This is a genomic window from Streptomyces sp. NPDC001493, from assembly GCF_053597235.1.
The window spans coordinates 205,086-227,226 of the sequence record NZ_JBSFHV010000003.1 but is presented as its reverse complement, the minus strand read 5'-3'; the positions used below and the strand labels follow the sequence as shown (position 1 = coordinate 227,226).

The window sequence follows — 22,141 nt, the reverse complement described above, 5'->3', positions numbered from 1 at the left end:
GCCACCTTTCCCGGCGCAGAAAGTTCGTCGCCGCGTAATTGCAAATGACATTCCGCATCCAAATGCGTGAGGAGAAGCAGGTGAACAATCGCAACTGGCGCGCTCGCGCCGCCTGCTCCGACCCGGTATTCGACCCGGAGATGTGGCACCCCGTCGGTACGTCGCCCGCCGCGCAGCAGCAGGCCGCCGACGCGAAGAGCGTCTGCTACCGGTGCCCGGTCGTTGACGCCTGCCTGCGGTGGGCGCTCGACCAACGCGAGGACGTGGGGATCTGGGGCGGCCTCGACGAAGACGAGCGGCGCCGCATCCACCGGCGCAAGACGCCCGCCGCCGCACCGGCCGCGCCGCGAACCTTCGAGTCCGTGCTCGACGCCCACTCGCAGCGCACCGCCGACGGGCACGTCACGTGGTCCGGAGGATCGAACGACGTGTCGTTCAAGAACCGCTCGTACACGCCGACCCAGCTCGCCTGGATGGTCGCCTATGGCGGGCCACCGGAAGGCCGGATCAGCGTCGACTGCGGGCACCCCGGGTGCATCAACCCGGACCACCTCCTCGACGCGATCGGTCGCCTCGGCCGGCACGGCACCGCGGCCGCGCACAAGGCGCACGAGCGACGGGGCGAGGACCCGTGCGCCGCCTGCAAGGCCGGTCGCCGCAACGAAGTGCGCGCGGCCCGTCGCCGCAACACCGAACGGAGCGCAGCCTGATGGACCACGAGATCCCCACCACCCCGCAGAACAACCCGGCAGAGACCATCATGGCGGCGCTCGCCCACGGTATGACCGGCAACCGGGAGACCGGCGCCCGGCTCCTCGGCTCCTTCGTCGAGCAAGGCCACGTCGCCACCGTCTCCATGTGCGCCTCGCTCGCCGAGACCTGCGCCCTCACCTCGAGGAACTACCTGCCGGCCAACGGGGCCTTCGGGCTCCTCGTCGTCCGCGGAGACGGCACGCAGGTCAGCGTCAACGACCTGCCGCCGGGCGTCCGGTTCGCCGCCCAGTTCAGCACCGCGTGGGCCAACGGCGAACGCGACACCGCCTACGCCCTGTTCAACGCGATGGTCCACGAGGACACCGACGCGCAGGCTGCGGCACTCGCAGAGGGCATCCACGCCCTGTTCGACATGGCGGTGCAGTCCGTCCGCGAACTCTCCGGCCACACGGCCTGACCTCCGCCCCGGGGCCGTCGCGCCCCGGGCCGCCACGGACACAGGGTTTGCGCACGCCGCGGCGACTCGCAAACGCCTTACGGCGTCCAGCGGTTGCGTCGCCCGGAGAGCCACGATCCACCTTCCGCACCACCACGACCGAGAGAAGCCGTACATGCCCAGCCGGTTCGAGTACGAGCGAGCAGTCCGCCACAGCGACCTCCCGTCGCTCTCCCGGCTGCTCGCGCTCACCGTCGCAACGTGGGCAGACGTTCGGACCGGCGCCATCCCTGACCGCCTCCAGCCGTCGCTGACCACGCTGGAAGCAGCTACCGGGATGGTGCGCGCCTCCGTGCGCACACACCTCAACAAGTTGGAGGCCGGCGGCTGGCTGGACCGGAACCGTCCGGCGGTCGCCGAAGCCCGCTCGAAGAAGGCCCGGACGAAGTACACGCTGCTCATTCCGCAGGGCGCAGTCGTGCCCGAATCGGACGGGATTGAGCTAGGGCAGGAGCTGCCCAACTCTGGGGCAGGAGATGCCCTAGTCCCTCAGACGCTAGGGCAGGAGCTGCCCCAACCTAGGGCAGGAGATGCCCTAGAGCTAGGGCAGGAGATGTCCATGGCTAGGGCAGGAGCTGCCCTCAAGAGTTCCTGTAGTTCCAGTAGTTCCGTTGAGTACCAACTTCCCGAGCTTCCCCCCGCCGCGGCCAGGCCCGGCACCACCGTGGCCACCACGAGTGGAAAAGGGGACGTTCAGCCGCTCATCGACGCGATGGGCGCCCGACAGATGCGCGTCTCCTGGTCGCTCCAGACCCACGAGTGGATCGACCTCCGCGACGCAGTACGCCGAGTCGGAGTCCCCGCCCTCGTCGAGCACGCCGCCCGCGCCTGGCAGGCCGCGAAGACCACGCCGTACAGCGCGCGGTACTTCCTCGCCGGATGGACCGGCCTCCAGGACGCCCCCACCTACACCGGGCCCCGCGCCGTGGCCCCGCCGTCCGCCACCACCACCTACGTGCAGCAGATGGCCGCCCACGCCGAAGCCCTCCGCCAGCAGAAGCAGAACCGAGGTGCCTGATGGAACCCGAACAGATCCCCCAGCTCATCGCCGAGATCGCTCTCGCTGATTCCCGCATCCGCCGCACCGACGAGATGGAGCAGGTCGCCCAGATCAGCATGTGGGCCGGCATCCTCGCCGACGTCCCCTACGGCTTCGCGGTCACCGCGGTCCACAAGCACTACGCCACCTCGCAGTGGCCGATCCTCCCCGCCAACATCGCCACCCGGTGGCAGGCGGTCGTCCGCGACCGCATGGCCCGCGACGTCGACCCCGCCCCGCCCGTCGACCCGGACAACGAGAGCGCCTACCGCCACGCCCTCGCCGCCCGCCGCCGAGCCGTCGCCACCGGCCAGGTGCGGCCCGTCGAGCAGAAGATGCTCACCGGGCCCGCGGCCGAGGACGTTCAGCGGCGGATGGCGGAGCTCGGCGACTACCTGCCGACCTCGGTGCGCGAGGCGCTCGCCCCATACCGTCCGGCCGCCGCCGCCCGGATCGTCGCGATCCGCACCGGCCAGCCCGACGCCTACGCCGTCCCCTGCCCCGTCGAGACCTGCCGGGCCGACGTCCGGTTTCCCTGCACGTCGACCCGGCGGAACGGCGGGCGTCGGACCCTCAAGGTCGCCCACCCGTCCCGCGTTGACGCCGCTGCCGCGCGAGACAGGGCGGCAGCGTCATGAAGATCCGTGCCGACATTGCCGAGATGCTCCAGGCCGGGCACTCCCACGTGGAGATCATGCGGACCCTGCACGTGGGCCCGCTGATCGTCACCGCGACCCGGAACGCCCTCAACATGCCCGCCCCGGCCCGCGGCGGGAAGCCGTTGCGGCCCATCGCCGAGACGTTTGCGGAGCGCACCGAGCCGGTCGGCGGTGGGCACCTGCGCTGGACCGGCCACGTCTGGCGCGACACCACTCCGATCCTCGGTCGCCAGGGGAAGGGGCTCAGCGCCTACCGGGTCGCGTTCGAGCTGCGGCACGGTCGGCGCCCCGTTGGGCACGCCCGCCCCGGGTGCGGCTACCCGCAGTGCGTCGCCCCGGACCACATCGAGGACAAGCCGATGCGCGAGCGGCTCCGCCAGCAGCTGGCCGCAATCCTCGGAGGTGCGTCTTGAAGACCACCGTCCGTACCGCCCGCGCCGACATCGACGCGCAGGCGATCTGCGCCCAGACCGACCCGGAGATCTTCTTCCCCGAGCGGGGAGAGAGCCCCCGCGCGGCGAAGGAGATCTGCTCCGGCTGCCCCGTCCGTCGGGCCTGCCTCGCCGAGGCGCTCGCCGTCGAGGGAGACGTCGCCTCGACCAGTCGCCACGGCGTCCTCGGCGGGCACACCCCGCGGGAGCGGGCGCGGATCGCGAAGAGCTGGAGGGCCGCGTGATGGCCCGCGAGTTCGACGCGATCAACCTCGGGGCGCCCTCCCCGTGGGACGTGCTCACCGAGGCGTACCGCACCCAGCCCGGGGAGTGGGACCTGGACCGCGCCGATCAACTCCTTGCCGAGGCCGGGTTCCACGTCCGTCGCAACGACGTCTGGGGGCTGCTGCGGTACCTCAAGGACCCGCCGCCGCCCGCTTCCGCGCTACCCGAGGCCGAGCCCGACCAGATTCCCGGGCAGGACGCACTGCCCCTCCGCCCCTTTCAGCCCACCCTCTGGAGCCTCTGATGGACTCATCCACCCTGGCGCCGCCGCTGCGCTCGATCAGCTACGGCGGTGGCGTCCAGTCGACCGCGCTGCTCGTCCTCGCCGCGCAGGGCCGCATCGACTTCCGCACCTTCCTCATGGCGAACGTCGGCGACGACAGCGAGCACCCCGCGACCTTGCGGTACCTCGACGAGTACGCCCGGCCGTTCGCCGCGGACCACGACATCGAACTGACCGTCCTGGACCGGGTCATGGTGCGCAGCGGTGAGACCCGCACGCTGTACGGCCAGCTCACCAAGGAGGGTTCCCGATCTCTGGCGATTCCGGTGCGCATGTCCAACGGTGCTCCCGGGACTCGCAGTTGCACCGCCGATTTCAAGATCAAGGTGATCGGTCGGGAGTTGAAGCGGCGCGGCGCGACGAAGGAGCACCCGGCCACCATCGGAATCGGGATCAGCCTCGACGAGATCCACCGGGCCAACGCGCGTCGCTGCGAGCCGCACGAGGAAATCTTCTACCCGCTGCTCGACCTCGGCCTGCGCCGCAGCGACTGCGCCCGGATCATCCGCGAGGCCGGCCTACCCGTACTGCCGAAGAGCAGCTGCTACTTCTGCCCGTTCCACCGGCCCGAGACCTGGCACGACATGCGGCGCAATGAGCCCGACCTGTTCGAGAAGTCGTGCCAGCTCGAAGAGCTCCTCAACGAGCGCCGGGACGAGCTGGGCAAGGACCACGTGTTCCTGACCCGGTTCGGCCGGCCGCTGCGCGAGGCCATCCCAGATGGCGTCGACTTGCTGCCGGGGTTCGACGAAGCCGACGGCGCCTGCGACTCCGGCTGGTGCATGACCTGAGTGCCGCACAACACGCAGTACGGCCGCCCCGCGCGCTAACGACGCGCGGGCCGGCCGCCCGCCCACATCCCACCACACCACCAGGGAGACACCCTGATGACCAGTGACCGCATCCTCCGCGTGATGGCCCTCATGCGCGACATCGAGAAGCCGTCCGGCCGGTACTTCCGGGCCGTGCGCCGTGCCTGGCAGACCGACACCGACAGCCCGGAGAACAAGGCAGCGCAGGCCCGCGGCAACGCCGCCCTGCTGGAGATCGAGGGCAGCGTTCGCGCCTGGGTGGCCAAGCACCCCGACACCGTCCAGCCGCCCGCGCCGCTGACCGAGGCACAGCGGCAGTTCCTGAGCTTCGCCCTCGACCTGGCCTTCGACCAGATGGTCTCGAAGGGCGGGTTCGACGACGAAGACGACGCCGCGCTGGCCCACTTCCGCCTCATGGCCAACCCCGCCGCCCCGACCCCGTGACCTCACACGCTGCCCGGCCGGCTGCTATCCGGCCGGGCAGCGCCCACATCCCACCACACCCGGAGGACCACACCATGACCAGCACGCCGCACACCATCGTCGCCTTCATCGACCCGCAGCCCCCGCGCTACCACCACACCGACCCCGACGGTGACCGGCTGCTCATCACCACCGCCGACATCCCCGGCGTCGGCCCCGGCATCTACTTCAAGACCGACGAGCAGGGCAGCGGCGTTCCCCTCGCCGAGCTGGACGCGCTGATCGCCTCCCTGCACGAGATCGCCGACGCCGTGCGCCCCGCCGTCACCGAGGAGACCGTCTGATGCCCGCGCCCACGCCCGCCGAGACGCTCCGGGCCGCCGCCACCCGCGCCCGGGAACTCGGCGACCCGCGCTGGTCCGCCGTCGCCCGCCTGCTGGACGGCTACGGCACCGACTGGGACATGTGCCCCGCCGACCACCCCGGGACCGCCCTCGACGAGTACGCCCTCGCGGTGGCCCGGGTGGTTCTCGGCGAGGACGAGGCGGTGGTGGCCGCGCAGCCCGAGGCCGTGCTGGACACCGACCTCCGTGACCGGATCGCCGACGTGCTCTGGCCGCTCACCGACTGGGACGGCGACGAGGCCAACGCACGGTCCGCCGCCGCCGCGGTCCTCGCCGTCCTGCCCGCGCCCGCCGAGCGTCCCCTGTCGCCGTACTACGAGCACCCCGAGTGCGGCTTCCACTGGCACGGCCGCGACGGCATGGACGTACCGCTCCGTGACGGGCAGCCGGTGTGCCCGCGCTGTGAACTCCGCCGCCTGGCCGACGAGGCGCAGCAGCCCGAGGCGCACCGTCCGGCGACGGAGTTCATCGCCGAGGTGCTGGAGAGCGACGGCATGTGGATGTACCTCGGCACCGTTCCCGACCGTGCCGCCGCAGAGAAGCGCTGCGCGAGCGTCACCCGCCGGCACCCGGGCACGGAGACCCGCATCGTCCGGAAGGCGACCACGTACACCGTCGAACCTGCCGGACCCGTCACCCACCTCTCGGCCGGGACGAACGCCGAGGGCTGCCCCGCGTGCAAGGGCACGAACCCGCCGTACCCGTTCCTCTGCCCCGGGCAGGACGCCGCCTCCGCAACCGAGGAGCCGAAGTGACCGAGCAGCCTCTCCCCGTGGGCACCCGAGTCCACCACTACGGACAGCAGTGGCTGGCAGCCCGGCACGGCACCGCGACCATCCGAGAGATCCAGGGGCCCTGGCCCGACGGGACCTACGAGTACCGGGTCGACGCCACCCAGGACTTCAGCCGTCGGCCCAGCCCCGACAACCCGGAAACCCGACCCGCTTGGTGGTCGTCCACCGCCACGATCCCCGTTACCAAGGAGCCGACCTGATGAGCGACCGCATCCCGCTCGACGACCTCACCAGCGACCAGCTCGACGCGCTGTACGACCGGATCAACCTGCTGGAGCGCGGCGCCCGCGAACGGTCCGCGCTCCTCGAGGAGGCTCGGGACGCGTTGGAGGCCGCCGGGGCCAGCGAGGCGCACGGCGGGGAGCACTGGCCGCGGCTCGTCCCCGCGATCGAGCAGCTCGCCGCCCGGATCACCGAGTTGGAGGCGGAGGCCGTCGAGCACTTGGCCGCGCACGAGCAGGAGGTCGCCAACACGGTCGCCGAGATCGACCGGGCGGTCGCCTCCGAGGCCACGCTCGCCCGGGTGCGCCGGCTTCTCGAACGGGGCCCGATCGGCACCTGCTGCGACCGGTACGTCAGGGCCGCGCTCGACGCGCCGCCGCCCACCACCACCTGACACACCCGCCGGCCGGGCATCGTGTGCCCGGCTGGCAACCCAACTCCACCTCACGAAAGACGATCATGGCCACTGTCTACGTAGTACTGCTCGCAGGGATCCCCGTCACCGTCACCCACACCGCCACTGACGCCGAAGACGCCGGGCGGGAGGCCGCGAAGCTCGACTCCACGGACATCTTCCGGTGGGAGCACCGTCGTGGCGAGAGCCGCCTCCTCAGGCGGGCGTCGACCGGCCGCTACGTGCTGACCGGATGCACCTACCGGGAGGTACCCATGATCGCCAGGAGTGGCGGCGTTGCAGGCGCCACCTCTGTCGAGCCTGTGGCCAGCCAGGTTCCCGCCGCCGCTCCCGGGTGTGACATCTGGCGCCGCGAGAACGGGCGTGCCGACCTTTGCGCGTCGCTGCTCTGCCCGCGGTGTAACTACCTCCGCCGCCGGTAGCACCACCACTCCGCACCGCCGGCCGGGACGCCCTCCAGCGTCCCGGCCGGCACCACCACCCTCGCCCCACCGCACGACCAGGAGACCGCCGTGAACACTGCCGCCTGCATCATCTGCCTCTCCACCCTGCACGCCGCCGAGGCCAGCACCTATGCCTGCCAGCGGTGCACCGACCGCGTCGACGGCCACCTCCGCGCCATCGGCGGACCCAGCGGGCTGTACGTGCAGCTCTCTACCCGGCTCGCCCCCGGCTCCACCGGTGGCGGCCCGGCGGTGTCCGGCGGCGGCGCGACCGCCCCCGTGCCGGTCCGGCTCGACGTGCTCAACCTGATGACCGCGGGCGGGCCGGTCCTCGGGCCCCTGGAGGGGTGGGTGCAGGACTGGGCCACCCACGGGCGGGCCCGGGTCTGCGCAGGCGGGACGCTCCAGCAGCGCGTCGACCACGCGGTCAGCACGCTCCGGTTCAACCTCCGGTGGGCGAGCGAACGGCACCCCGCCGTCGACGAGTTCGCCCGCGAGATCGGCAGCATCCACCGGGCGCTCACCGCGCGCATCACCGGCGAGCGACCGGTGCGCACCGTCCCCGTCGCCTGCCCGTGCGGCACCGTCCTCCGCGTCGGCCTCGACACCCCCGGCGCCCGGTGCCGCGGATGCGGCGAGCAGTACGGGCACGCGGAGGTGCTCCGGCTCCCGCTCGCCGGGCGGCAGGTCGCCGCGTAGGCCCGGACGCCCCCTACCCCTTTCGTCGCCCGTCACCATCCCGGTGGCGGGCGTTCGCCATACCCGAGGAGACCACCGTGCACGTCGACTTCATCCACCTCGCCACCCCAGCCACCATGACGCGTGACGCCTACCGCGAACTCTGCTGGGGAGCGGACCTGCCCGAGCGCCCCGCCGGGTACGGGCTGCTCCTCGGCCACACCGACGACGGCGAGCTGCACACCGCCGTGCTCGACGACACCGAGTACGTGCGGCTCCTCACGCAGGCCGGCGGCGGAGTGGACGTCCCCGCCGAGAAGGTGGTGGCCACAATCGCCGACTGGCCGTGCCTCCGCTCGGATGCCGACAGCGTGTGGGACTGAACGTGCCGTCACCGAACCGTGACCTGGGCAACCGTGGGACTTCCACGCGCACCACCCCATAAACCAAGTAGCGGCGGACTCGCCGCCGCCACGAACCAGGGAGCATCACATGTCTTACGCCGCCGACCCGCAGCGCCTCGCCCGCCTCCTCCGCGACCTCGCCACCGGCCTTGTCGCAGCGGGCACCGACCCGTCCGGGAGTAGCAGCATCCGGCTGCTCGCCGCCGAGGCGCTCACGGCCGCCCGGGGGTTGGAGGAGCCGCCGCCCCTGCGGAAGCCGGGGCGTCTCGTCTGCTTCTGACACGGAGCGGAGGCAGCGCTGTCGGTCCCGCGCCGTACTCTGTGAGTGGGCGCGGGGCCTGCATGTCCTAGGAGGACGAAATGCGCTCTGCCCACGTGAACGCCGCGAAGTTCATTGGGCCCGTACTGCCCGAGCCCTACGAGTCCATGCTCGGCGGCCACAACCCAGCGGCCACCCACCACCTGCTGGCTACCGTCTTTGCTGACGTCGTCTGCCCGCCCACAGGGCACCGCATCCCGTGGCAGGACTGCTACGACTCCGCGCAGATGCGCCCCCTGCCGCACAAGGCTGGCTTCCTGCTGGAGCACGGGGGGCCGCGCCCGATCCCCGCCCACCTCACCGGAGCGGCAGCGCGCCGGTACCGGGCGGCCGTGCGGATCGCGATCCGCATCGAGTGGGCGGCCCGCTCGATGCCGCTCGGCAACCAGGGCTGACGGTTCAGGGGGCGGACCAGGCGTCGGGCCCGCCCCCACGCCAGTCGATCAGCCCGGACGCGGCGACGTCGTCCTCGGTGACGTCGTCCATCCCCGCCCGCCGCAAGAATTCGGCGACGTCCCGCAGTGAGTGGGCGAGCCCGAGGATCGTCCCGTCGACCCGCACGCGCCGGCCGCCCGTCGGCGAGACGGGGTACACGACGACGGGCAGGTGACCGGACATAGCACCAGCGTCGCCTACGCCCGCGGGCCCCGCGCGGCAGGGTAGCCCGGACAGCGCGGCGCCCCCGAGCCGGTGACCCAGTACGGGGGCGCAAATGCGTGCTGAACTACCCGGCCGCGCGGGGCCGGTTCTTCCCAGATCCGGTGTAGCCCCGCTCGATGTCCTGCACGGTGGCCAGTGAGATCTTGAGCGCGGCGGCGATCTTCCGGTAGGAGATCGGCGGGTCCTGTGCGCGCATGTCGAGTACGACCTGGCGGCGCATCTCCCGCCACCGCTTCCCTCTCTCCGCCTGGTCTGCCATCACCTCCCCGATCGCCCGAGCCCGGCTTTGCGGGTCGGCCATTTCCTCCACAGCCTGCATGGCGTCGATCACGCGTTGCGCCTCCTCGGTCACGCCCGGCCTCATCTCTTTTGGGCGAGGCACTTGCCCGGAGTGTACGGGGCCCCGTACAGTCTGGGGAAGTAGCCCAGCTACGAACGCAGAACGGCCCCGATCGGAGTGCTACCTCCACATGACCGGGGCCAGCCATCCACCTGAGCAACCAGGACGGACAGCCATGGACAACCGTACCCACTCCACCACCACGCTGGCACGCGCCCTCACCGGCCCCACCCACGCCCAGCAGATCCTCGTCGCCACCGCCAACGCCCTCCAGGCCACCTGCGACCCCTTCGAGCCCATCAGCCTCGCCGACGTCAACGCGACCTTCTTCGGCGCCGCCCGCGGCACCATGGCCGCCCACCCCGACGTCGTCACCCTCGCCGCCATCGAGGCCGCCGCCCACGCGCTCCCCACGATCCACGACGGCGAGACCGGCGACGCCTACTCGCTCCGCGTCCACCACGCCGCGAAGGCCGCCTGATGGCCGCCCAGCCGAAGGTCACGCCGCAGCGCGAACCCGGCTCCGTCGTTGCCGAGCCCGCCACCGTCGACGCCTGCCGCCGCGACTACGACGCCGCCAAGGACGCCCGCGCCAGCTTCGACGAGCACGCCCAGCGGTACTACCGCCGCCCCGCCAGCGACCGCTGACCGACGGGCCACCAACCGGCCGGGCCCGGCTGCAGACCGGGCCCGGCCACCTATCGCTCCTGGAGGGGCACCTCGTGAAGCACGAACTCTCGCCCGGCCAGACGGCCGTGCTCGTCGCCGCCGCCGTACCGATGGCCGCCGCAGGCGGCATCGGCGGCTGGGGCACCTACACCAACATCGTCACCGAGTTCCATCGCGCCGCGACCGCCCTCGGAGTCGTCGCCGCCGGAGAAGGCGTCACCCTGATCCTCGCGCTCCTCATGGTCGGCCTCACCATGCTCGGCCAGGCCGCCCCCACGCCCGTCCGGCTCGGCCTCTGGCTCGCGCCTGTCGTCGCCACAGTCACCGGCCTTGTCGTCGCTGACGACGCCACCGAGGCAGTCGTCTACGCCATGACCCCCATGGCCATGTCCGCCTCCGCCGAGGGCCTCGGACTCCTCGCCCGACGAGTCGTCATCCACCGCACCGGAGTCGACGCCGAAGCACAACGGCGCAACGCGACAACGATGCAGCGGCTCGCCGTCGCCCGTGCCATCGCCGCCAACCACCCCGACAAGAAGGTACGCACGAAGGCCGACCTGAAGGCGTGGGACCTCGCGAAGAGGGTCGGCGTCGGTGACACCCAGCTCGGCGCCCACCTTGTCGAGGTGCAGCGCGACCGGCTCGGCGACGGCGCCGACGCGGCACTCGCTAGCATGCTGGCCACCACCCCGGACCGTCCGCCGGCCGCTCCAGAAGCGCCCGTCCGGCACTCGGCGACCGAGGCGCTGCGGCCCCGCTTCTCCTCGATGGACCCGGCTGACGCGATCCGTGTTGCACATGATGCGCAGCCTGATATGCCCCCGGCCGAGCTGGCCGCGCTCCTCGTTACCTATGGCGTAATCGTGGACGCGGTACAGGTCGCCCTGGTGCTCCACGGCCAGCCGGAGCGCATCACCGTCGACCGCGATGACGCGGATGACGCGGACGATGACGCGCCCGCTGATACGGGTGATGCGCCACAGGTCACGCCCTTGGCGCTTACCAAGAAGCAGGCCGTTCTCGACGCGGTCACCGCGCTCGGCCCGGCCGGATTCACTCCCAAGGACGTCGTCGACCGCGTGAAGCGCATCAACCGCATCACCGTGCAGCCGGCGTACGTCCGCACCGTCCTCAGCCGCGAGAAGAAGGCCGAGCAGCCCCAGGGCGACGACCACATGGAGGGCGGCTTCCTGTGACTGCCATGGCCCTGTTCTTCCCGGTCGCCGCCGTCGGCTCTGTGGTCGCGTTCGTCGTGCTCCTCTCCGGCGAGACGCCCCGCTTCCGCGCCACCCTCGCCCTGCTGCTCACCGCCGCCGCGCTTACCGCGGCACTCCTCCGCTGAGGACTCACATGCCCAAGCCGATCACCCCGAGCCGGATCTTCCCGGCCGGGGCACCACTCCCCGGCGGCAGCATCCCGCCGCCCCCGCCCCCAGCGCCGCCGGTCTTCCCGCCCATCCCGGCCCCCGGAGGCGAGTGGTGGCGGCGACCCCCGCCACCGGCCCCCGTCGCCGTGCCGCCCCCGATCGATATCACCATCCACATCGACCCGGCCGCCTGGCTCCCCGCGCAGCCGGAACCCGCCCCCGGGCCCCCGTGGTGGAGGCGGCTCCGCCTCGGCTACAACGCCGCCTGCATCCTCTGCGCGTTCCCCGCAGTCGGGCTCTGGGCCGACGTCCTCCGCTCCGTCCGCGACGCAGACGCCCTCGCAGGCGCCTGGGTCATCGCCACCGTGCCGTTCGGCCTGGCGGCGTTCGCCGACAACGTGCACCGCATCCGCGCCGCCCACGCCGACCCCGACTTGTGGGCCCCGAAGGTGCGCGCGGCCGCCGCCCGGACCGCCCTCTGGACCACGATCCTCGGCCCCGCCATCGCCCTCCCGATCGTCACCATCACCTACCTCATCACCGGAGTACGCCCATGAGCGTCACCCTCGCCGCCGGACTCAGCGGCACGACCTCGGCCACCATCACCTCCGCCGGCCTCGCCGTCGGCCTCGCCCTCCTCGCCGTCGAACACGTCACCTGGTGGCGCGGCGCCACCGCCGGGGGAGGGGGCAAGGGCGGCCCCACCGAGGGCGGCGGGAAGGCCAAGGATCCGAAGGAGTTGATCCCGTTCTGGTTCGGCGTCGCCTTCGGCACGCTCGCGGTCGCCTGCCCTGCCGGGCTCCTCGGCTACGGCGCTGGCGTCCTGCGATGGGGCGGCAACGGGATCGGCGGCACCGTCATGGCATGGATGACCGGCGCGACTGCCCCGACCGTCGCCACCGGCGGTGCCCCCAGCCTCGATGGGAACGGGGCCCTCGTCGTCACCGCGCTCGTCATCGGCCTCTGGCTGCTGCGCAAGCGCTTTGGCAAGGTCGTCAAGGGCAAGTGGAAGAAGGGCGTGTTCTGCGGCGTCTTGATCGCCATCGGCACCGGGGTCTTCGCCATGGTCGGCGACCTGGTCGTCCCCGGCGCCAACGACCTTGGGAACTGGCTCCTCGCCTCCCTCCTCCATGGCGACCTTGGGAGCCTGGTGTGAGCGACCAGACCACCGCCCAGTGGCTCCGGACCGCCGTCGAGCGCATCGCCACCGGCTCCAGCAGGATCTGCCTTGTCTGCGCTCGCCAGCTCGCCCAGCGGCTGCTCAGCAAGGGCCGAGCCTGGAAGGAGGGTGTCACCGACTGGGTCGGCGAGGCAGAGGGACACGACAAGGTGTTCCGCATCGGACTCCTCCTCGGTGGCGCGCTGATCCTCCGGAGGGCCGGCGGCGGACTCCTCGTCCCCCTCGGGCACGCCGTCCAGTCACCCACCGCCCGCTGGCTCCTCTGGCCGGCCGCCGCAGTGTGGATCGTCGCCGCGTACCGGATCGGCCACCCCGACTGGACGCCGAAGGCCTCGCCGACCCAGGACCGCGGCGCGGACGAACCGGCGGAGGCGCCAGCCGAGGACGACGCAGTGGAGCCGGACGAGCCGACCGCCCCCGAGGCTCCCCCGGCACCTGCCGGGCCGTCCCTTCGCGACCTCCACAACGCCCTCGCCCGCATCGGCACCCCGCACGCCCACATCACCGCCCTCGCCGAGGCGCTCGACACCACCCCCGAGCTCGTCCGCGAGGCCCTCGGCGCGGCTGGCGTGCCGGTCGAGGCGGTGAGGATGCGCGGGCGCGGCTCCTCCACCGGCGTCCGCGGCGGCAGCATCCCCACCCCGCTCCCCGCTCAGAAGGGGGCCTCTGACGACGTTGTTGCCGCAGGTCAGCCCGCCAACAACAACGACAACAACACCGAGAGGGGCTTCCGGATCGAGCAGGACCCCGACAACCCCGTCCGGCATCACGTCCAGCACGTCGCCTGACAGCTGCCCGATCCGCCCGAGTGAGACGGGCGGTGAGGGGAGCCGGACAGCCCGGCCCGAGACCCAGGAGTACTCCCCGTGGACTTCACCCGCTACCGCGTCGTCGACCAGGACGGCACCTTCCTCGACGAGTTCACCACCAACTCAGCCGACTTCGCCGAGGAGCGCATCGGACGCATCCGGCGGTACCGCCCCGACCTCGTCGTCACCGAGACACCCGACAACTGACTCCACGCCCAGGGCGGCCGACAGCTGCCAGGCCACCCGGCCGCCCCGGACGCGGACCCCATCCCAACCACGAGACAGGACCACCAGCATGGCACTCCCGAACATGAGCCTCGAAGAGCTGAGGCGGAAGAACGAGGCGAGCCGGGCGGCCCGGGACGCCGAGAAGAGCGCGGGCGCCGCCAACGGCCAGGAGAAGACGGGGCGCTGACGCTGGCCGGGCGCTCCAAATCCCTCGGAAGAGACCTCACAAGGAGGCTTGCAAAGTATGGGTCGAGTCCTGTAAAGTAAGTGATGTCGGAAGGGGGGAGCACCCCGAACGACTGGCAGATTCCCAACTCAAAAGAGGTAGCCGTGACAGACGGACAGAGACTCTCCATCGGAGAACGACTCAACATCGTCTACCAGCGCCTGACGGCGCTGCCCCCGGCAACAGGCCCCGAGGAAGCCCTCCGCCAACTCGCCGAAACGCTCACCATCGTCGAGAACGAACACAGCGGAATCCCCGAGGACCCGAACCCCGGGCTCGCCTTCGACGGCCGGATGTACCCGCCCCGCGCGGACTACACCACCCGAGAAGACGACGGCACGCTGGTAGCAGTCACCAAGGGCAACGTGATCTACGCGAAGCCCGACGGGGAACTGATCATCACCAGCAGGCGGAACGGCGAGACGGTCTACCAGCGCCCCGGCGCCTAGACCAACCGCCCGCCCCCGGCAGCCAGCCGGGGGCGGGCCCCCTCTGCCACAGCTACCGCCCCAGGAGACACCCGATGCACCCCGACCTCATCGTCATCTACACCGACCGCCTCGACGCGTGCCGCGACTTCTACACCGGCCTTGGCCTCGCCTTCGTCAAGGAACAGCACGGGTCCGGCCCCGAGCACTACGCCGCCGAACTCGACAGCGCCGTGTTCGAGCTCTACCCGGCCAGCGCGCGCCGCCCCGCCACCGGGTCGCTGCGCCTCGGCCTCACCCTCCCCGCCGGCCCCCACACGGCCCCCACGGGCCGGCACACGCACACCGACCCGGACGGGCGCACCATCGTCCTCACCGTCACCCAGGAGACACACCCCATGACCACCGCACAGGACGCACAGACCGCGATCCGCCACGCCTTCGGCGACGCGGCGCACGCCGACATCACCACCCTGCCCGCCGGGAACCTGGCCATCACCCTCACCAAGGGCGACCACGCCGCCACGATCGACGGCCACGACGACAGCGGCTGGGGCTGGACCGTCGACCCCGCCGACGACGACGGCTTCACCGGCCACGAGAACATCGCCGCCAGCCTCGACGAGGCGCTCACCGCCGTCCGCGCCGCCCTGCTCTGACCGAGAAGGGCCGACGGGGCGGGGCCCGAAGGCCCACCGCCTGAGGCGGGGAGCACGCCCCGTCGGCCGCAGCAGATTCCCCAGAGGAGAACCACTACCGATGGTAGCGACCACGCCGCCCGAGCCGCCCGAGGGGCGGACGGGCGTCACCTACGCCGAGATCGCCGCGCACTACGGCCTCGCCCCCCGCTACGTCGCGGAGAACCCCCGGTGGGGCCGCCACCCCTCGTGGCCGCCCCGCGTCGCCAAACGGGGCCGCAACGGCGAGTTCGACCCACAGGCGGTCCACTCCTTCGTTCAGGACCACCACGCCCGGCAGGTGCCCACGCTCGACCCGCAGCACGCCTACACCGTCGCGGAGATCGCCACGGCCACCGGCCTCGCGGCGGACACCATCTATGCCGACATCAGCCGAGGCCGCTGGCCGGAACCCGACCGCACCACCCCCGACGGCGTGCGCACCTGGCACGGCTCCACCATCACCACCGCGCTCGCCGGACGGCGCGGATACCGCCAGAGCGGTGATGCCACCGGCACTTGACAGATCACCAGCGCCGAAGTCATGATCTGTCTCACTAGGACTTCTGCGCGCAAGGGCCACCCACCGGGTGGCCCTTCGTCGTTCCACCGGGAGGTGCCCATGCCCCCACGCCTCGTCACCGCCGCCGACGCCGCCGTCTACACCGGCCGCGCCACCGGCACCATCTGGCGGTGGGCCTCCGAAGGGCGCATCAGTCGGCACGGACACGGCAAGGGCGTCCGGTACGACCTCGGCGAACTGCCACGCGCGGTACGGGACCCCTGGACCGACGAGATCACCCTCGGCGACCCGCCCCCGCTCCCCGCCGGGGCCCGCGCAGCCTGAACGCAGGACACGGCAACCCCAGGTGGCCGATGATGTCCCCCTCATCACGCAACGTCCGGGGGGACACGCACATGCACAGACGCATCGCCACCACGCTCATCGCGGCTGGCCTGCTCGCCACGCTCACCGCCTGCAGCAGCAGCGACACCGCGAGCGCACGGGCGACCACTCCAACGGCGACCACCGCCTCACCGGCTGCGGAGTACGACGCCAACGACTGCAAGGCTCTGCTGGAGCGCAACTACACGGATGAGGAAGTGCACGACGCCTCGGGCGACCCCGAGTGCGCGGACCTCACCCACGACGAGTACGTTGCCGCCGCCAGCGAGGTCGTCGCCGCGCACAAGGACGACTTCCTCGACCAGGCCACCAACGAGGTCGCTTGGGACAGCGCATGGGACCAGACGCCCGCCGAACAGCAGCAGGTCATCTGCGACCGGGTGGCGATGGACGGCGCTGACGCCGTGGCGCTGGAGATGGCCGCCGCCGGCAGCCCGTCGGGCGACGAAGCAGAAATGCTCCAGTACTTCGCCGACAAGAAGTGCTGACCTGATGGGAGGCGCCCGTGGCCGGTAACCCGCGCACCGGGCGCCCCTACCGCGCCCTATGCGACTGGCTGCGGGCCCAGCGCCTCCCGTGCTGGCTCTGCGGCCACAACATCCGGTACGACATCCGGGGAGTCGAGGCGGGCAAGCACCCTGACGCGTTCACCCTCGACCACGAGCAGCCCCTGTCGAAGGGCGGCGATCTTCTCGACCGGGCCAACGCGCGGCCCGCGCACCGCCGGTGCAACTCGGCGCGGGGGAACCGGGCGAGCGTCCCGCAGCAGCGAGCCTCACGGAGGTGGTGACAGCATGGCGACCATGACCGAGCCGACCCTGACCCTATTCAGCGCTGACCTGCTGTCCAAGTGGGGCTTCAACGACGGCAACACCCCCGATGTCTGGCTTGACTGGTGCGACAACCAGGACGTCGCCCACGAGGCGCTCGGCTTCCCGTGGGCCGCCATCGTCCGCGCCCACCTCGTCCCCGCCATCGAGCAGGACGTCACCACCGTCGACATCGAGACGTGCCACAACCCCATCAGGGTGGACGCCGTGAACGGGGTAGACGTCACCGAGGCCTGGTACGGCAGAGCCGAAGCACCCACGCTCTCACCCGACCACGTGGATGTCCCCATGGCCGAGGTGCTCCGGATGGCCCTGGCAGAGGCAGGACTGACAGACGCGCCACGCAGTGGAGGCGCGAGGCTCTGACCGTTGGAGGTGACGCCGTGCTCATCGTCGTCACCGGCCCGCCGGGCGCGGGGAAGAGCAGCTACATCCGGGCCAACGCCAAGCCCGCCGACATCGTCATCGACCTCGACCTGATGGCCCTCGCCATGGCCGGCCCCGGCGCCGACCACCACGACCACCACCCCGCGCTCCTCCGGGTAGTGCACCGGGCCCGGCAGGCGGCCATCCATGAGGCTGAGCGTCACCTGGATGTGGTCGACGTCTATCTGATCCACACGATGCCGCAGGCGAAGGCCCGCGCGCACTACAAGCGACTTGGCGCGCGCATCGTCACCGTCGACCCGGGCGAGGCGATCGTCCGTCAGCGGGTCCGGGACATGCGCCAGCCCGCCATGGAAGCCGTGGTCACCCGCTGGTATCGGGACCGGCGCAAGGGCGGGTCACGTCCGGTGACCAGGCAGGCATCACGCACCTGGTGACCACCGGCGGGCCGCTCGGCCAGGCGCCGGCGGGGAGAGAGTGGATCAAAAGTTCAGGGCATGAGGGGGCGACCCAAACGCCCTTCTCGCCCTGTTTTTTGCGCGAGCGATTCCAAAGACGATCTTGACCGAAGCCTCACACCTAACCCCAAGATCATTATCACGCACGGTAACGTCACGCAGGGTGATGGGGGTGGCTCGTGATCGCGGATGAAGTTGGCGACGAGCTTGACAAACTCGGCGTGACCAGCATCGCTCCCGGGCGGGCAGCCGTCGCCCTCAAGCTCGCGCGGGCCCTCGACCAGATCGCCGATGGTGACGCTCCGACATCACAGGCCGTCCTCGCCGACAAGCTCGACGCGATCATGACCAAGCTGCGTGCGCTCGCGCCGCCCGCGACGGAGGGGGACGTCCTCGATGACCTCGCTGCTCGACGGGCCGAGCGCCGCGGCGCCTGACCTCGTACACGTTTCCGACGTCCGGGGCGCCCAGCGCCCGCGGGTGTTCACTGCCCCGCCGTACACCTCGTCGGCCGGGCAGGAGGCCGTCGAACTTGCTGCACACGCTGAGCTGGTCCTCGACGAGTGGCAGCAGTTCGCCATGCACGTCGGCCTGGGCGAGCGTCAGGACGGCAGCTGGTCGGCGTTCGAGGTCGCCGTGAATGTCGCCAGGCAGAACGGCAAGGGCGGGATCATCGAAGCCCGCGAGCTGGCGGGCCTGTTCCTGCTTGGCGAGCGATTGATCTTGCACTCGGCCCATGAGTTCAAGACCTCGATCGAGGCGTTCCGCCGCATCGTCGCGCTGGTCACGAACACCGACTCGCTGCGCAAGCGCGTGAAGGCCGTGCGCCGGACGACCGGTGAAGAGTCCATCGAACTCCTCACCGGTCAGCGGCTGCGGTTCCTGGCCCGCTCCGGAGGCTCCGGTCGTGGCTTCACTGGGGACTGCAACATGTTCGACGAGGACATGATCCTGGGCGACGACGCGATGGGCGCGTTGATGCCGACTATGGCGGCCGTGAAGAACCCGCAGGTCTGGTACCTCGGGTCCGCGGGAATCGGGTCTCCGTCGCAGCAGCTGGCGCGCCTGCGGCGCCGGGCTCTCGCCGCGATGGAGCGGGGCGAACCGGACCCGTCGCTCGCGTACCTGGAGTGGAGCATCGACCCGCACGTTCGGGAGTGCCCGCCCGGGTGTACCGACCACGACGACCCGCTGTCGCCACTGTCCGTAGCGAAAGCCAATCCGGCCCTGGGCTACCGCCTGACGCTGGAGCACACGGAGCGGGAGCGGCTGACCATGTCTCCTGAGATCTTTGCCCGTGAGCGGCTTGGCGTCGGCGACTACCCGACGGACGGGGAGGACACGTGGCGGGTTATCGACGAAGAGGTGTGGCGGGCGCTGGCGGACGGCACCAGCTCGATGGCTGACCCGGTGAGCTTCGCGGTCGACATGACGCCGGAGCGGTCGCACGCGGCGATCTGCGCGGCCGGCCGATCCGGCGAGGCTGTGCACGTCGAGGTGGTGGACCACCGGCCGGGCACCGGCTGGGTGGTGGAACGGCTCGTCGAGCTGGTGGAGAAGTGGAGTCCGTGCGCGGTCGTCATCGATCCGGGCGGTCCGGCCGGCTCACTGATCCCGGCGGTGCGCAAGGAGCTGGAGCTGCTCGGCATGCCGGACCTGCTGCTCGAACCGAAGACCCGGCAGATCGCGGGCGCTACCGGGCAGTTTTTCGACGCGGTCGCCTCGCAGGCGATCGTGCACCTGGATCAGGCGCCGCTGTCGACCGCCCTTGCCGGGGCGGACAAGCGGCCGGTGGGCGACGGCTGGGCGTGGGCGCGTCGTGGGGTGTCCGTAGACATCAGCCCGCTGGTGGGCTGCACGCTCGCCGTGTGGGGCCATGCGGAGCGCGCGGACGCCGAGCCGGAAGGAGCGCCGAACCTGTGGTGATTCTCCTGGGAGTCGTTGAAGTGCTGTTCCTGCTGGCCGGGCTGGCTGGGGTGGCGATGTGGTCGGTGCCGGCCGGGCTGGTTCTGGCCGGTGTGCTCGGGGTGCTCGCGGTTGAACGGGAGCAGGCGCGACGGAAGGGGACGGGATGAGCCTCTTCGGGTTGTTCGAGAGCAGGGCGACGGTGGAGAACCCCACGGTCCCGCTCACCTCGTCGTCGCTGTCCGCGCTGCTGGGTGGCGGGACGCCGGTCGAGGCGGGCGTTGCCGTCACGGAGACGGGCGCGCTGCACATGCCAGCGGTGTGGCGGGCGGTGTCCGTCGTGGCGAACGTGTCCGCGTCCCTGCCGCTGCACACGTACACCGTGGGCACGAAGGACCGGGTCGCGGTGACCCTGCTGGAGGACCCCCACCCCGAGCTGACAAGGTTCGAGCTGTGGCGCCTGGTGTACGTGCACCGGCTGCTCTGGGGCAACGCCTACCTGCAGAAGGTGGTCAACGGGGCTGGCGTCGTCGTGCAGTTGTGGCCGATTCGCCCGGACAGGGTGCAGGTCGACAAGGAGCAGCCGACCGCGGGGAACCCGAGCGGCAAGGTGTTCTGGATCCAGATCGAGGACGGCGCTCGAGTGCGGCGCACGCCGACGGAGATCCTGCACCTGCCCGCACTGGGGTACGACGGGGTGACCGGGTGTTCTCCGATCCGCGCCGCAGCACAGGGCATTGGTCTGGGGATCGCCGCCGAGCGTGCGGCAGGCCGCCTGTACGGCAGCGGCAACATGATCTCCGGTGTACTGCAGACCGAGCAGCGGCTAAACCCGGACCAGGCGGCGGCGCTGAAGGCTGGGTGGAAGGCGCGATACGGCGGCGGCCAGTCGGCACACGACGTGGCGATCCTCGACTCTGGGGCGTCGTTCCACCCGGTGACGATGCCGTACAAGGACTCCCAGTTCTTGGAGTCCCGCATGTTCCAGGTCACCGAGGTGAGCAGGATGTTCGGCGTGCCGCCGTTCCTGCTGATGTCCACCGAGAAGTCCACGAGCTGGGGCACCGGGCTGGAACAGCAGGCGCAGGGGTTCGTCACCTGGGACCTCGCGCCGACGTGGCTGACCCCGACCGAGCAGCGGGTCACGAAGGAACTGTTGCCCAAGACGATCTATGCGAAGTACCAGTTGGGCGGGCTTCTTCGCGGGGACAGTGCCGCGCGAGCAACGTTCTACCGGGCGATGCGTGACGTCGGCGCGTTCTCCGCGAACGACATCCTCGGCCTGGAGGACCGCCCGCCGCTCACCGGCCCCGAGGGCGACATGCGACTCCAGCCGCTGTACATGGCGCCGCTGGGCTACGACCCCAGCGTCAAGGCGCCGGCAGACCTTCCGCCGGATGTGGACCGGGCGGCCCGTGCCGCCGACCACCTCACCAAGGCCGCCGCCCTGTTGGCCGGTTCTGAGACGAAGGAGGGCAGCGATGCCGAAGACGACTGAGCGCCGAGATCTGACGCTCGCCACGGCGGGCCTTCAGGTCCGGGATGCCGACGAGAGTGGATCGCGCGGCTTCGCCGGTCACGCTGCGGTGTTCAACTCCCGCACCGCGATCGGCAACCCGCTGACCTGGGGATTTTACGAGGAGATCGCCCCCGGCGCGTTCACGAAGACCATCAGCGAGGGGGACGCCCGCATGCTCGTGGATCACGACACGAGCCTCGTCGTCTCCAGGGTCTCCGCCGGCAGTCTGCGCCTGGCCCAAGACCAGGTCGGTCTGGCCGTCGACGCCGACCTCGACACGCGCCTCTCCTACGTCAGCGACCTGGTGGTGAACCTCGACAACCGGAACATCACCGGCATGAGCTTCGGGTTCCGGGTCGTGAAAGACGAGTGGGAGCCGCTGGAGATGGAAACGGTCGACGGGGACAAGGCCGAGGTCGAACTGCGGGTCATCCGCGAGGTACAGCTCTTCGAGGTCAGCGCCGTCACCTTCCCCGCCTACGAGGACACCGACGCCGGCCTCCGCTCGGTGGGGGTTGCCTTGGCCGCGCGCGGCGACGACGCGGCCTTCGACCGCCGGGCCGCGTACCGGCCCGAACTTCTGAACTTCCGCCGCGAGCCGGGCCCAGCGCCCACTCGCAGCGGCGACGCAACCCAGCCGGGAGAGACCACTGGGGCCCGTCAGGCGATGCGCATGGAGGCGCTCGCCGCCCGCTACCTCCTCGCGCGGTAGCCGCTCTCACATCCCTTTC

General features: G+C 71.3%; 41 protein-coding genes. 39 read left to right on the top strand and 2 right to left on the bottom strand.

The window, feature by feature from the left end:
• The first annotated feature begins 80 nt into the window (after window positions 1-80).
• The 18 genes from ACWCWD_RS06530 to ACWCWD_RS06445 all read left to right on the top strand — a co-directional run bounded on the left by ACWCWD_RS06530 (window position 81) and on the right by ACWCWD_RS06445 (window position 9,216).
• Window positions 81-710, top strand: a complete 630-nt coding sequence (locus ACWCWD_RS06530) for a WhiB family transcriptional regulator (protein ID WP_450770649.1) — start codon at window positions 81-83, stop codon at window positions 708-710.
• Entirely contained in the window at window positions 710-1,171 is a 462-nt protein-coding gene (locus ACWCWD_RS06525; protein WP_450770647.1) for a hypothetical protein, read from the top strand. Before ACWCWD_RS06530 ends, ACWCWD_RS06525 begins: the two co-directional genes overlap by 1 nt.
• A gap of 751 nt (window positions 1,172-1,922) precedes the next feature.
• Window positions 1,923-2,228: a hypothetical protein gene (locus ACWCWD_RS06520; RefSeq protein WP_450770645.1), complete on the top strand. Its 306-nt coding sequence runs from the start codon at window positions 1,923-1,925 to the stop codon at window positions 2,226-2,228.
• Entirely contained in the window at window positions 2,228-2,887 is a 660-nt protein-coding gene (locus ACWCWD_RS06515) for a zinc finger domain-containing protein (RefSeq protein ID WP_450770643.1), read from the top strand. Before ACWCWD_RS06520 ends, ACWCWD_RS06515 begins: the two co-directional genes overlap by 1 nt.
• Window positions 2,884-3,321, top strand: a complete 438-nt coding sequence (locus tag ACWCWD_RS06510; protein WP_450770641.1) for a hypothetical protein — start codon at window positions 2,884-2,886, stop codon at window positions 3,319-3,321. The genes ACWCWD_RS06515 and ACWCWD_RS06510 overlap by 4 nt, the downstream gene beginning before the upstream one ends.
• Window positions 3,318-3,584 (top strand): WhiB family transcriptional regulator, encoded by a 267-nt coding sequence (locus tag ACWCWD_RS06505; RefSeq protein ID WP_450770639.1) that lies wholly within the window; start codon window positions 3,318-3,320, stop codon window positions 3,582-3,584. Before ACWCWD_RS06510 ends, ACWCWD_RS06505 begins: the two co-directional genes overlap by 4 nt.
• Complete coding sequence (locus ACWCWD_RS06500) at window positions 3,581-3,868, top strand: hypothetical protein (protein WP_450770637.1); 288 nt, start codon at window positions 3,581-3,583, stop codon at window positions 3,866-3,868. Before ACWCWD_RS06505 ends, ACWCWD_RS06500 begins: the two co-directional genes overlap by 4 nt.
• On the top strand, window positions 3,868-4,698 hold the full coding sequence (locus ACWCWD_RS06495; RefSeq protein WP_450770636.1) for a phosphoadenosine phosphosulfate reductase: 831 nt from the start codon (window positions 3,868-3,870) through the stop codon (window positions 4,696-4,698). Before ACWCWD_RS06500 ends, ACWCWD_RS06495 begins: the two co-directional genes overlap by 1 nt.
• 96 nt (window positions 4,699-4,794) lie before the next feature.
• Window positions 4,795-5,163 (top strand): hypothetical protein, encoded by a 369-nt coding sequence (locus ACWCWD_RS06490; RefSeq protein ID WP_450770635.1) that lies wholly within the window; start codon window positions 4,795-4,797, stop codon window positions 5,161-5,163.
• A 74-nt stretch (window positions 5,164-5,237) separates the two neighbouring features.
• Window positions 5,238-5,486: a hypothetical protein gene (locus tag ACWCWD_RS06485; protein ID WP_450770633.1), complete on the top strand. Its 249-nt coding sequence runs from the start codon at window positions 5,238-5,240 to the stop codon at window positions 5,484-5,486.
• On the top strand, window positions 5,486-6,301 hold the full coding sequence (locus tag ACWCWD_RS06480) for a hypothetical protein (protein WP_450770631.1): 816 nt from the start codon (window positions 5,486-5,488) through the stop codon (window positions 6,299-6,301). Before ACWCWD_RS06485 ends, ACWCWD_RS06480 begins: the two co-directional genes overlap by 1 nt.
• Window positions 6,298-6,540: a hypothetical protein gene (locus tag ACWCWD_RS06475; protein ID WP_450770630.1), complete on the top strand. Its 243-nt coding sequence runs from the start codon at window positions 6,298-6,300 to the stop codon at window positions 6,538-6,540. Before ACWCWD_RS06480 ends, ACWCWD_RS06475 begins: the two co-directional genes overlap by 4 nt.
• A complete protein-coding gene (locus ACWCWD_RS06470) occupies window positions 6,540-6,956 on the top strand; it encodes a hypothetical protein (protein WP_450770628.1) in 417 nt (138 codons plus the stop codon). Before ACWCWD_RS06475 ends, ACWCWD_RS06470 begins: the two co-directional genes overlap by 1 nt.
• 65 nt (window positions 6,957-7,021) lie before the next feature.
• Entirely contained in the window at window positions 7,022-7,399 is a 378-nt protein-coding gene (locus tag ACWCWD_RS06465; RefSeq protein ID WP_450770626.1) for a hypothetical protein, read from the top strand.
• A gap of 90 nt (window positions 7,400-7,489) precedes the next feature.
• Window positions 7,490-8,119, top strand: a complete 630-nt coding sequence (locus tag ACWCWD_RS06460; protein ID WP_450770624.1) for a hypothetical protein — start codon at window positions 7,490-7,492, stop codon at window positions 8,117-8,119.
• A gap of 77 nt (window positions 8,120-8,196) precedes the next feature.
• Window positions 8,197-8,481: a hypothetical protein gene (locus ACWCWD_RS06455; protein ID WP_450770622.1), complete on the top strand. Its 285-nt coding sequence runs from the start codon at window positions 8,197-8,199 to the stop codon at window positions 8,479-8,481.
• 109 nt (window positions 8,482-8,590) lie between these two features.
• Window positions 8,591-8,782, top strand: a complete 192-nt coding sequence (locus ACWCWD_RS06450) for a hypothetical protein (RefSeq protein WP_450770620.1) — start codon at window positions 8,591-8,593, stop codon at window positions 8,780-8,782.
• An 80-nt stretch (window positions 8,783-8,862) separates the two neighbouring features.
• A complete protein-coding gene (locus tag ACWCWD_RS06445; protein WP_450770618.1) occupies window positions 8,863-9,216 on the top strand; it encodes a hypothetical protein in 354 nt (117 codons plus the stop codon).
• Between the two features lie 4 nt (window positions 9,217-9,220).
• On the opposite strand, the gene ACWCWD_RS06440 is transcribed toward ACWCWD_RS06445, so the two are convergent.
• Both ACWCWD_RS06440 and ACWCWD_RS06435 read right to left on the bottom strand, forming a co-directional pair.
• Window positions 9,221-9,439 (bottom strand): hypothetical protein, encoded by a 219-nt coding sequence (locus ACWCWD_RS06440; protein ID WP_450770617.1) that lies wholly within the window; start codon window positions 9,437-9,439, stop codon window positions 9,221-9,223.
• A gap of 106 nt (window positions 9,440-9,545) precedes the next feature.
• On the bottom strand, window positions 9,546-9,833 hold the full coding sequence (locus tag ACWCWD_RS06435; protein ID WP_450770616.1) for a hypothetical protein: 288 nt from the start codon (window positions 9,831-9,833) through the stop codon (window positions 9,546-9,548).
• Between the two features lie 163 nt (window positions 9,834-9,996).
• Here ACWCWD_RS06435 and ACWCWD_RS06430 point away from each other — a divergent pair, with 163 nt between their 5' ends.
• The 21 genes from ACWCWD_RS06430 to ACWCWD_RS06330 all read left to right on the top strand — a co-directional run bounded on the left by ACWCWD_RS06430 (window position 9,997) and on the right by ACWCWD_RS06330 (window position 22,122).
• Window positions 9,997-10,302: a hypothetical protein gene (locus ACWCWD_RS06430; RefSeq protein WP_450770614.1), complete on the top strand. Its 306-nt coding sequence runs from the start codon at window positions 9,997-9,999 to the stop codon at window positions 10,300-10,302.
• Window positions 10,302-10,469, top strand: a complete 168-nt coding sequence (locus tag ACWCWD_RS06425; RefSeq protein WP_450770612.1) for a hypothetical protein — start codon at window positions 10,302-10,304, stop codon at window positions 10,467-10,469. The genes ACWCWD_RS06430 and ACWCWD_RS06425 overlap by 1 nt, the downstream gene beginning before the upstream one ends.
• A 74-nt stretch (window positions 10,470-10,543) precedes the next feature.
• On the top strand, window positions 10,544-11,686 hold the full coding sequence (locus tag ACWCWD_RS06420) for a hypothetical protein (RefSeq protein WP_450770610.1): 1,143 nt from the start codon (window positions 10,544-10,546) through the stop codon (window positions 11,684-11,686).
• Window positions 11,683-11,832 carry a hypothetical protein gene (locus ACWCWD_RS06415; RefSeq protein ID WP_450770608.1) on the top strand — a complete coding sequence of 50 codons (150 nt, stop codon included), beginning with the start codon at window positions 11,683-11,685 and terminating at the stop codon, window positions 11,830-11,832. The genes ACWCWD_RS06420 and ACWCWD_RS06415 overlap by 4 nt, the downstream gene beginning before the upstream one ends.
• Before the next feature lie 8 nt (window positions 11,833-11,840).
• Window positions 11,841-12,413 carry a hypothetical protein gene (locus ACWCWD_RS06410; protein ID WP_450770606.1) on the top strand — a complete coding sequence of 191 codons (573 nt, stop codon included), beginning with the start codon at window positions 11,841-11,843 and terminating at the stop codon, window positions 12,411-12,413.
• Window positions 12,410-13,012: a hypothetical protein gene (locus ACWCWD_RS06405; RefSeq protein ID WP_450770605.1), complete on the top strand. Its 603-nt coding sequence runs from the start codon at window positions 12,410-12,412 to the stop codon at window positions 13,010-13,012. Before ACWCWD_RS06410 ends, ACWCWD_RS06405 begins: the two co-directional genes overlap by 4 nt.
• Window positions 13,009-13,824 carry a hypothetical protein gene (locus tag ACWCWD_RS06400; RefSeq protein WP_450770604.1) on the top strand — a complete coding sequence of 272 codons (816 nt, stop codon included), beginning with the start codon at window positions 13,009-13,011 and terminating at the stop codon, window positions 13,822-13,824. Before ACWCWD_RS06405 ends, ACWCWD_RS06400 begins: the two co-directional genes overlap by 4 nt.
• A 78-nt stretch (window positions 13,825-13,902) precedes the next feature.
• Window positions 13,903-14,052: a hypothetical protein gene (locus ACWCWD_RS06395; RefSeq protein WP_450770602.1), complete on the top strand. Its 150-nt coding sequence runs from the start codon at window positions 13,903-13,905 to the stop codon at window positions 14,050-14,052.
• Between the two features lie 351 nt (window positions 14,053-14,403).
• Complete coding sequence (locus ACWCWD_RS06390; RefSeq protein ID WP_450770601.1) at window positions 14,404-14,748, top strand: hypothetical protein; 345 nt, start codon at window positions 14,404-14,406, stop codon at window positions 14,746-14,748.
• Window positions 14,749-14,822: 74 nt separating this feature from the next.
• The gene (locus ACWCWD_RS06385; protein ID WP_450770600.1) at window positions 14,823-15,386 is read left to right on the top strand and encodes a VOC family protein; all 564 of its coding nucleotides are present in this window, start codon (window positions 14,823-14,825) and stop codon (window positions 15,384-15,386) included.
• A 100-nt stretch (window positions 15,387-15,486) separates the two neighbouring features.
• Window positions 15,487-15,927 carry a helix-turn-helix transcriptional regulator gene (locus tag ACWCWD_RS06380; RefSeq protein WP_450770599.1) on the top strand — a complete coding sequence of 147 codons (441 nt, stop codon included), beginning with the start codon at window positions 15,487-15,489 and terminating at the stop codon, window positions 15,925-15,927.
• A 99-nt stretch (window positions 15,928-16,026) separates the two neighbouring features.
• Window positions 16,027-16,251: a helix-turn-helix domain-containing protein gene (locus tag ACWCWD_RS06375; protein ID WP_450770597.1), complete on the top strand. Its 225-nt coding sequence runs from the start codon at window positions 16,027-16,029 to the stop codon at window positions 16,249-16,251.
• Window positions 16,252-16,322: 71 nt separating this feature from the next.
• Window positions 16,323-16,799: a hypothetical protein gene (locus tag ACWCWD_RS06370; RefSeq protein WP_450770595.1), complete on the top strand. Its 477-nt coding sequence runs from the start codon at window positions 16,323-16,325 to the stop codon at window positions 16,797-16,799.
• A 17-nt stretch (window positions 16,800-16,816) separates the two neighbouring features.
• Window positions 16,817-17,101, top strand: a complete 285-nt coding sequence (locus tag ACWCWD_RS06365; protein WP_450770593.1) for an HNH endonuclease — start codon at window positions 16,817-16,819, stop codon at window positions 17,099-17,101.
• 13 nt (window positions 17,102-17,114) lie between these two features.
• On the top strand, window positions 17,115-17,507 hold the full coding sequence (locus ACWCWD_RS06360; RefSeq protein WP_450770591.1) for a hypothetical protein: 393 nt from the start codon (window positions 17,115-17,117) through the stop codon (window positions 17,505-17,507).
• A 17-nt stretch (window positions 17,508-17,524) separates the two neighbouring features.
• Window positions 17,525-17,965 (top strand): AAA family ATPase, encoded by a 441-nt coding sequence (locus ACWCWD_RS06355; protein ID WP_450770590.1) that lies wholly within the window; start codon window positions 17,525-17,527, stop codon window positions 17,963-17,965.
• Window positions 17,966-18,207: 242 nt separating this feature from the next.
• Window positions 18,208-18,423 carry a hypothetical protein gene (locus tag ACWCWD_RS06350; protein WP_450770589.1) on the top strand — a complete coding sequence of 72 codons (216 nt, stop codon included), beginning with the start codon at window positions 18,208-18,210 and terminating at the stop codon, window positions 18,421-18,423.
• The gene (locus ACWCWD_RS06345) at window positions 18,383-19,912 is read left to right on the top strand and encodes a terminase (RefSeq protein ID WP_450770588.1); all 1,530 of its coding nucleotides are present in this window, start codon (window positions 18,383-18,385) and stop codon (window positions 19,910-19,912) included. The genes ACWCWD_RS06350 and ACWCWD_RS06345 overlap by 41 nt, the downstream gene beginning before the upstream one ends.
• Window positions 19,906-20,061 carry a hypothetical protein gene (locus ACWCWD_RS06340; protein WP_450770587.1) on the top strand — a complete coding sequence of 52 codons (156 nt, stop codon included), beginning with the start codon at window positions 19,906-19,908 and terminating at the stop codon, window positions 20,059-20,061. The genes ACWCWD_RS06345 and ACWCWD_RS06340 overlap by 7 nt, the downstream gene beginning before the upstream one ends.
• Entirely contained in the window at window positions 20,058-21,389 is a 1,332-nt protein-coding gene (locus ACWCWD_RS06335) for a phage portal protein (RefSeq protein WP_450770585.1), read from the top strand. The genes ACWCWD_RS06340 and ACWCWD_RS06335 overlap by 4 nt, the downstream gene beginning before the upstream one ends.
• Window positions 21,373-22,122 (top strand): HK97 family phage prohead protease, encoded by a 750-nt coding sequence (locus ACWCWD_RS06330; RefSeq protein ID WP_450770583.1) that lies wholly within the window; start codon window positions 21,373-21,375, stop codon window positions 22,120-22,122. The genes ACWCWD_RS06335 and ACWCWD_RS06330 overlap by 17 nt, the downstream gene beginning before the upstream one ends.
• Window positions 22,123-22,141: the final 19 nt, after the last annotated feature.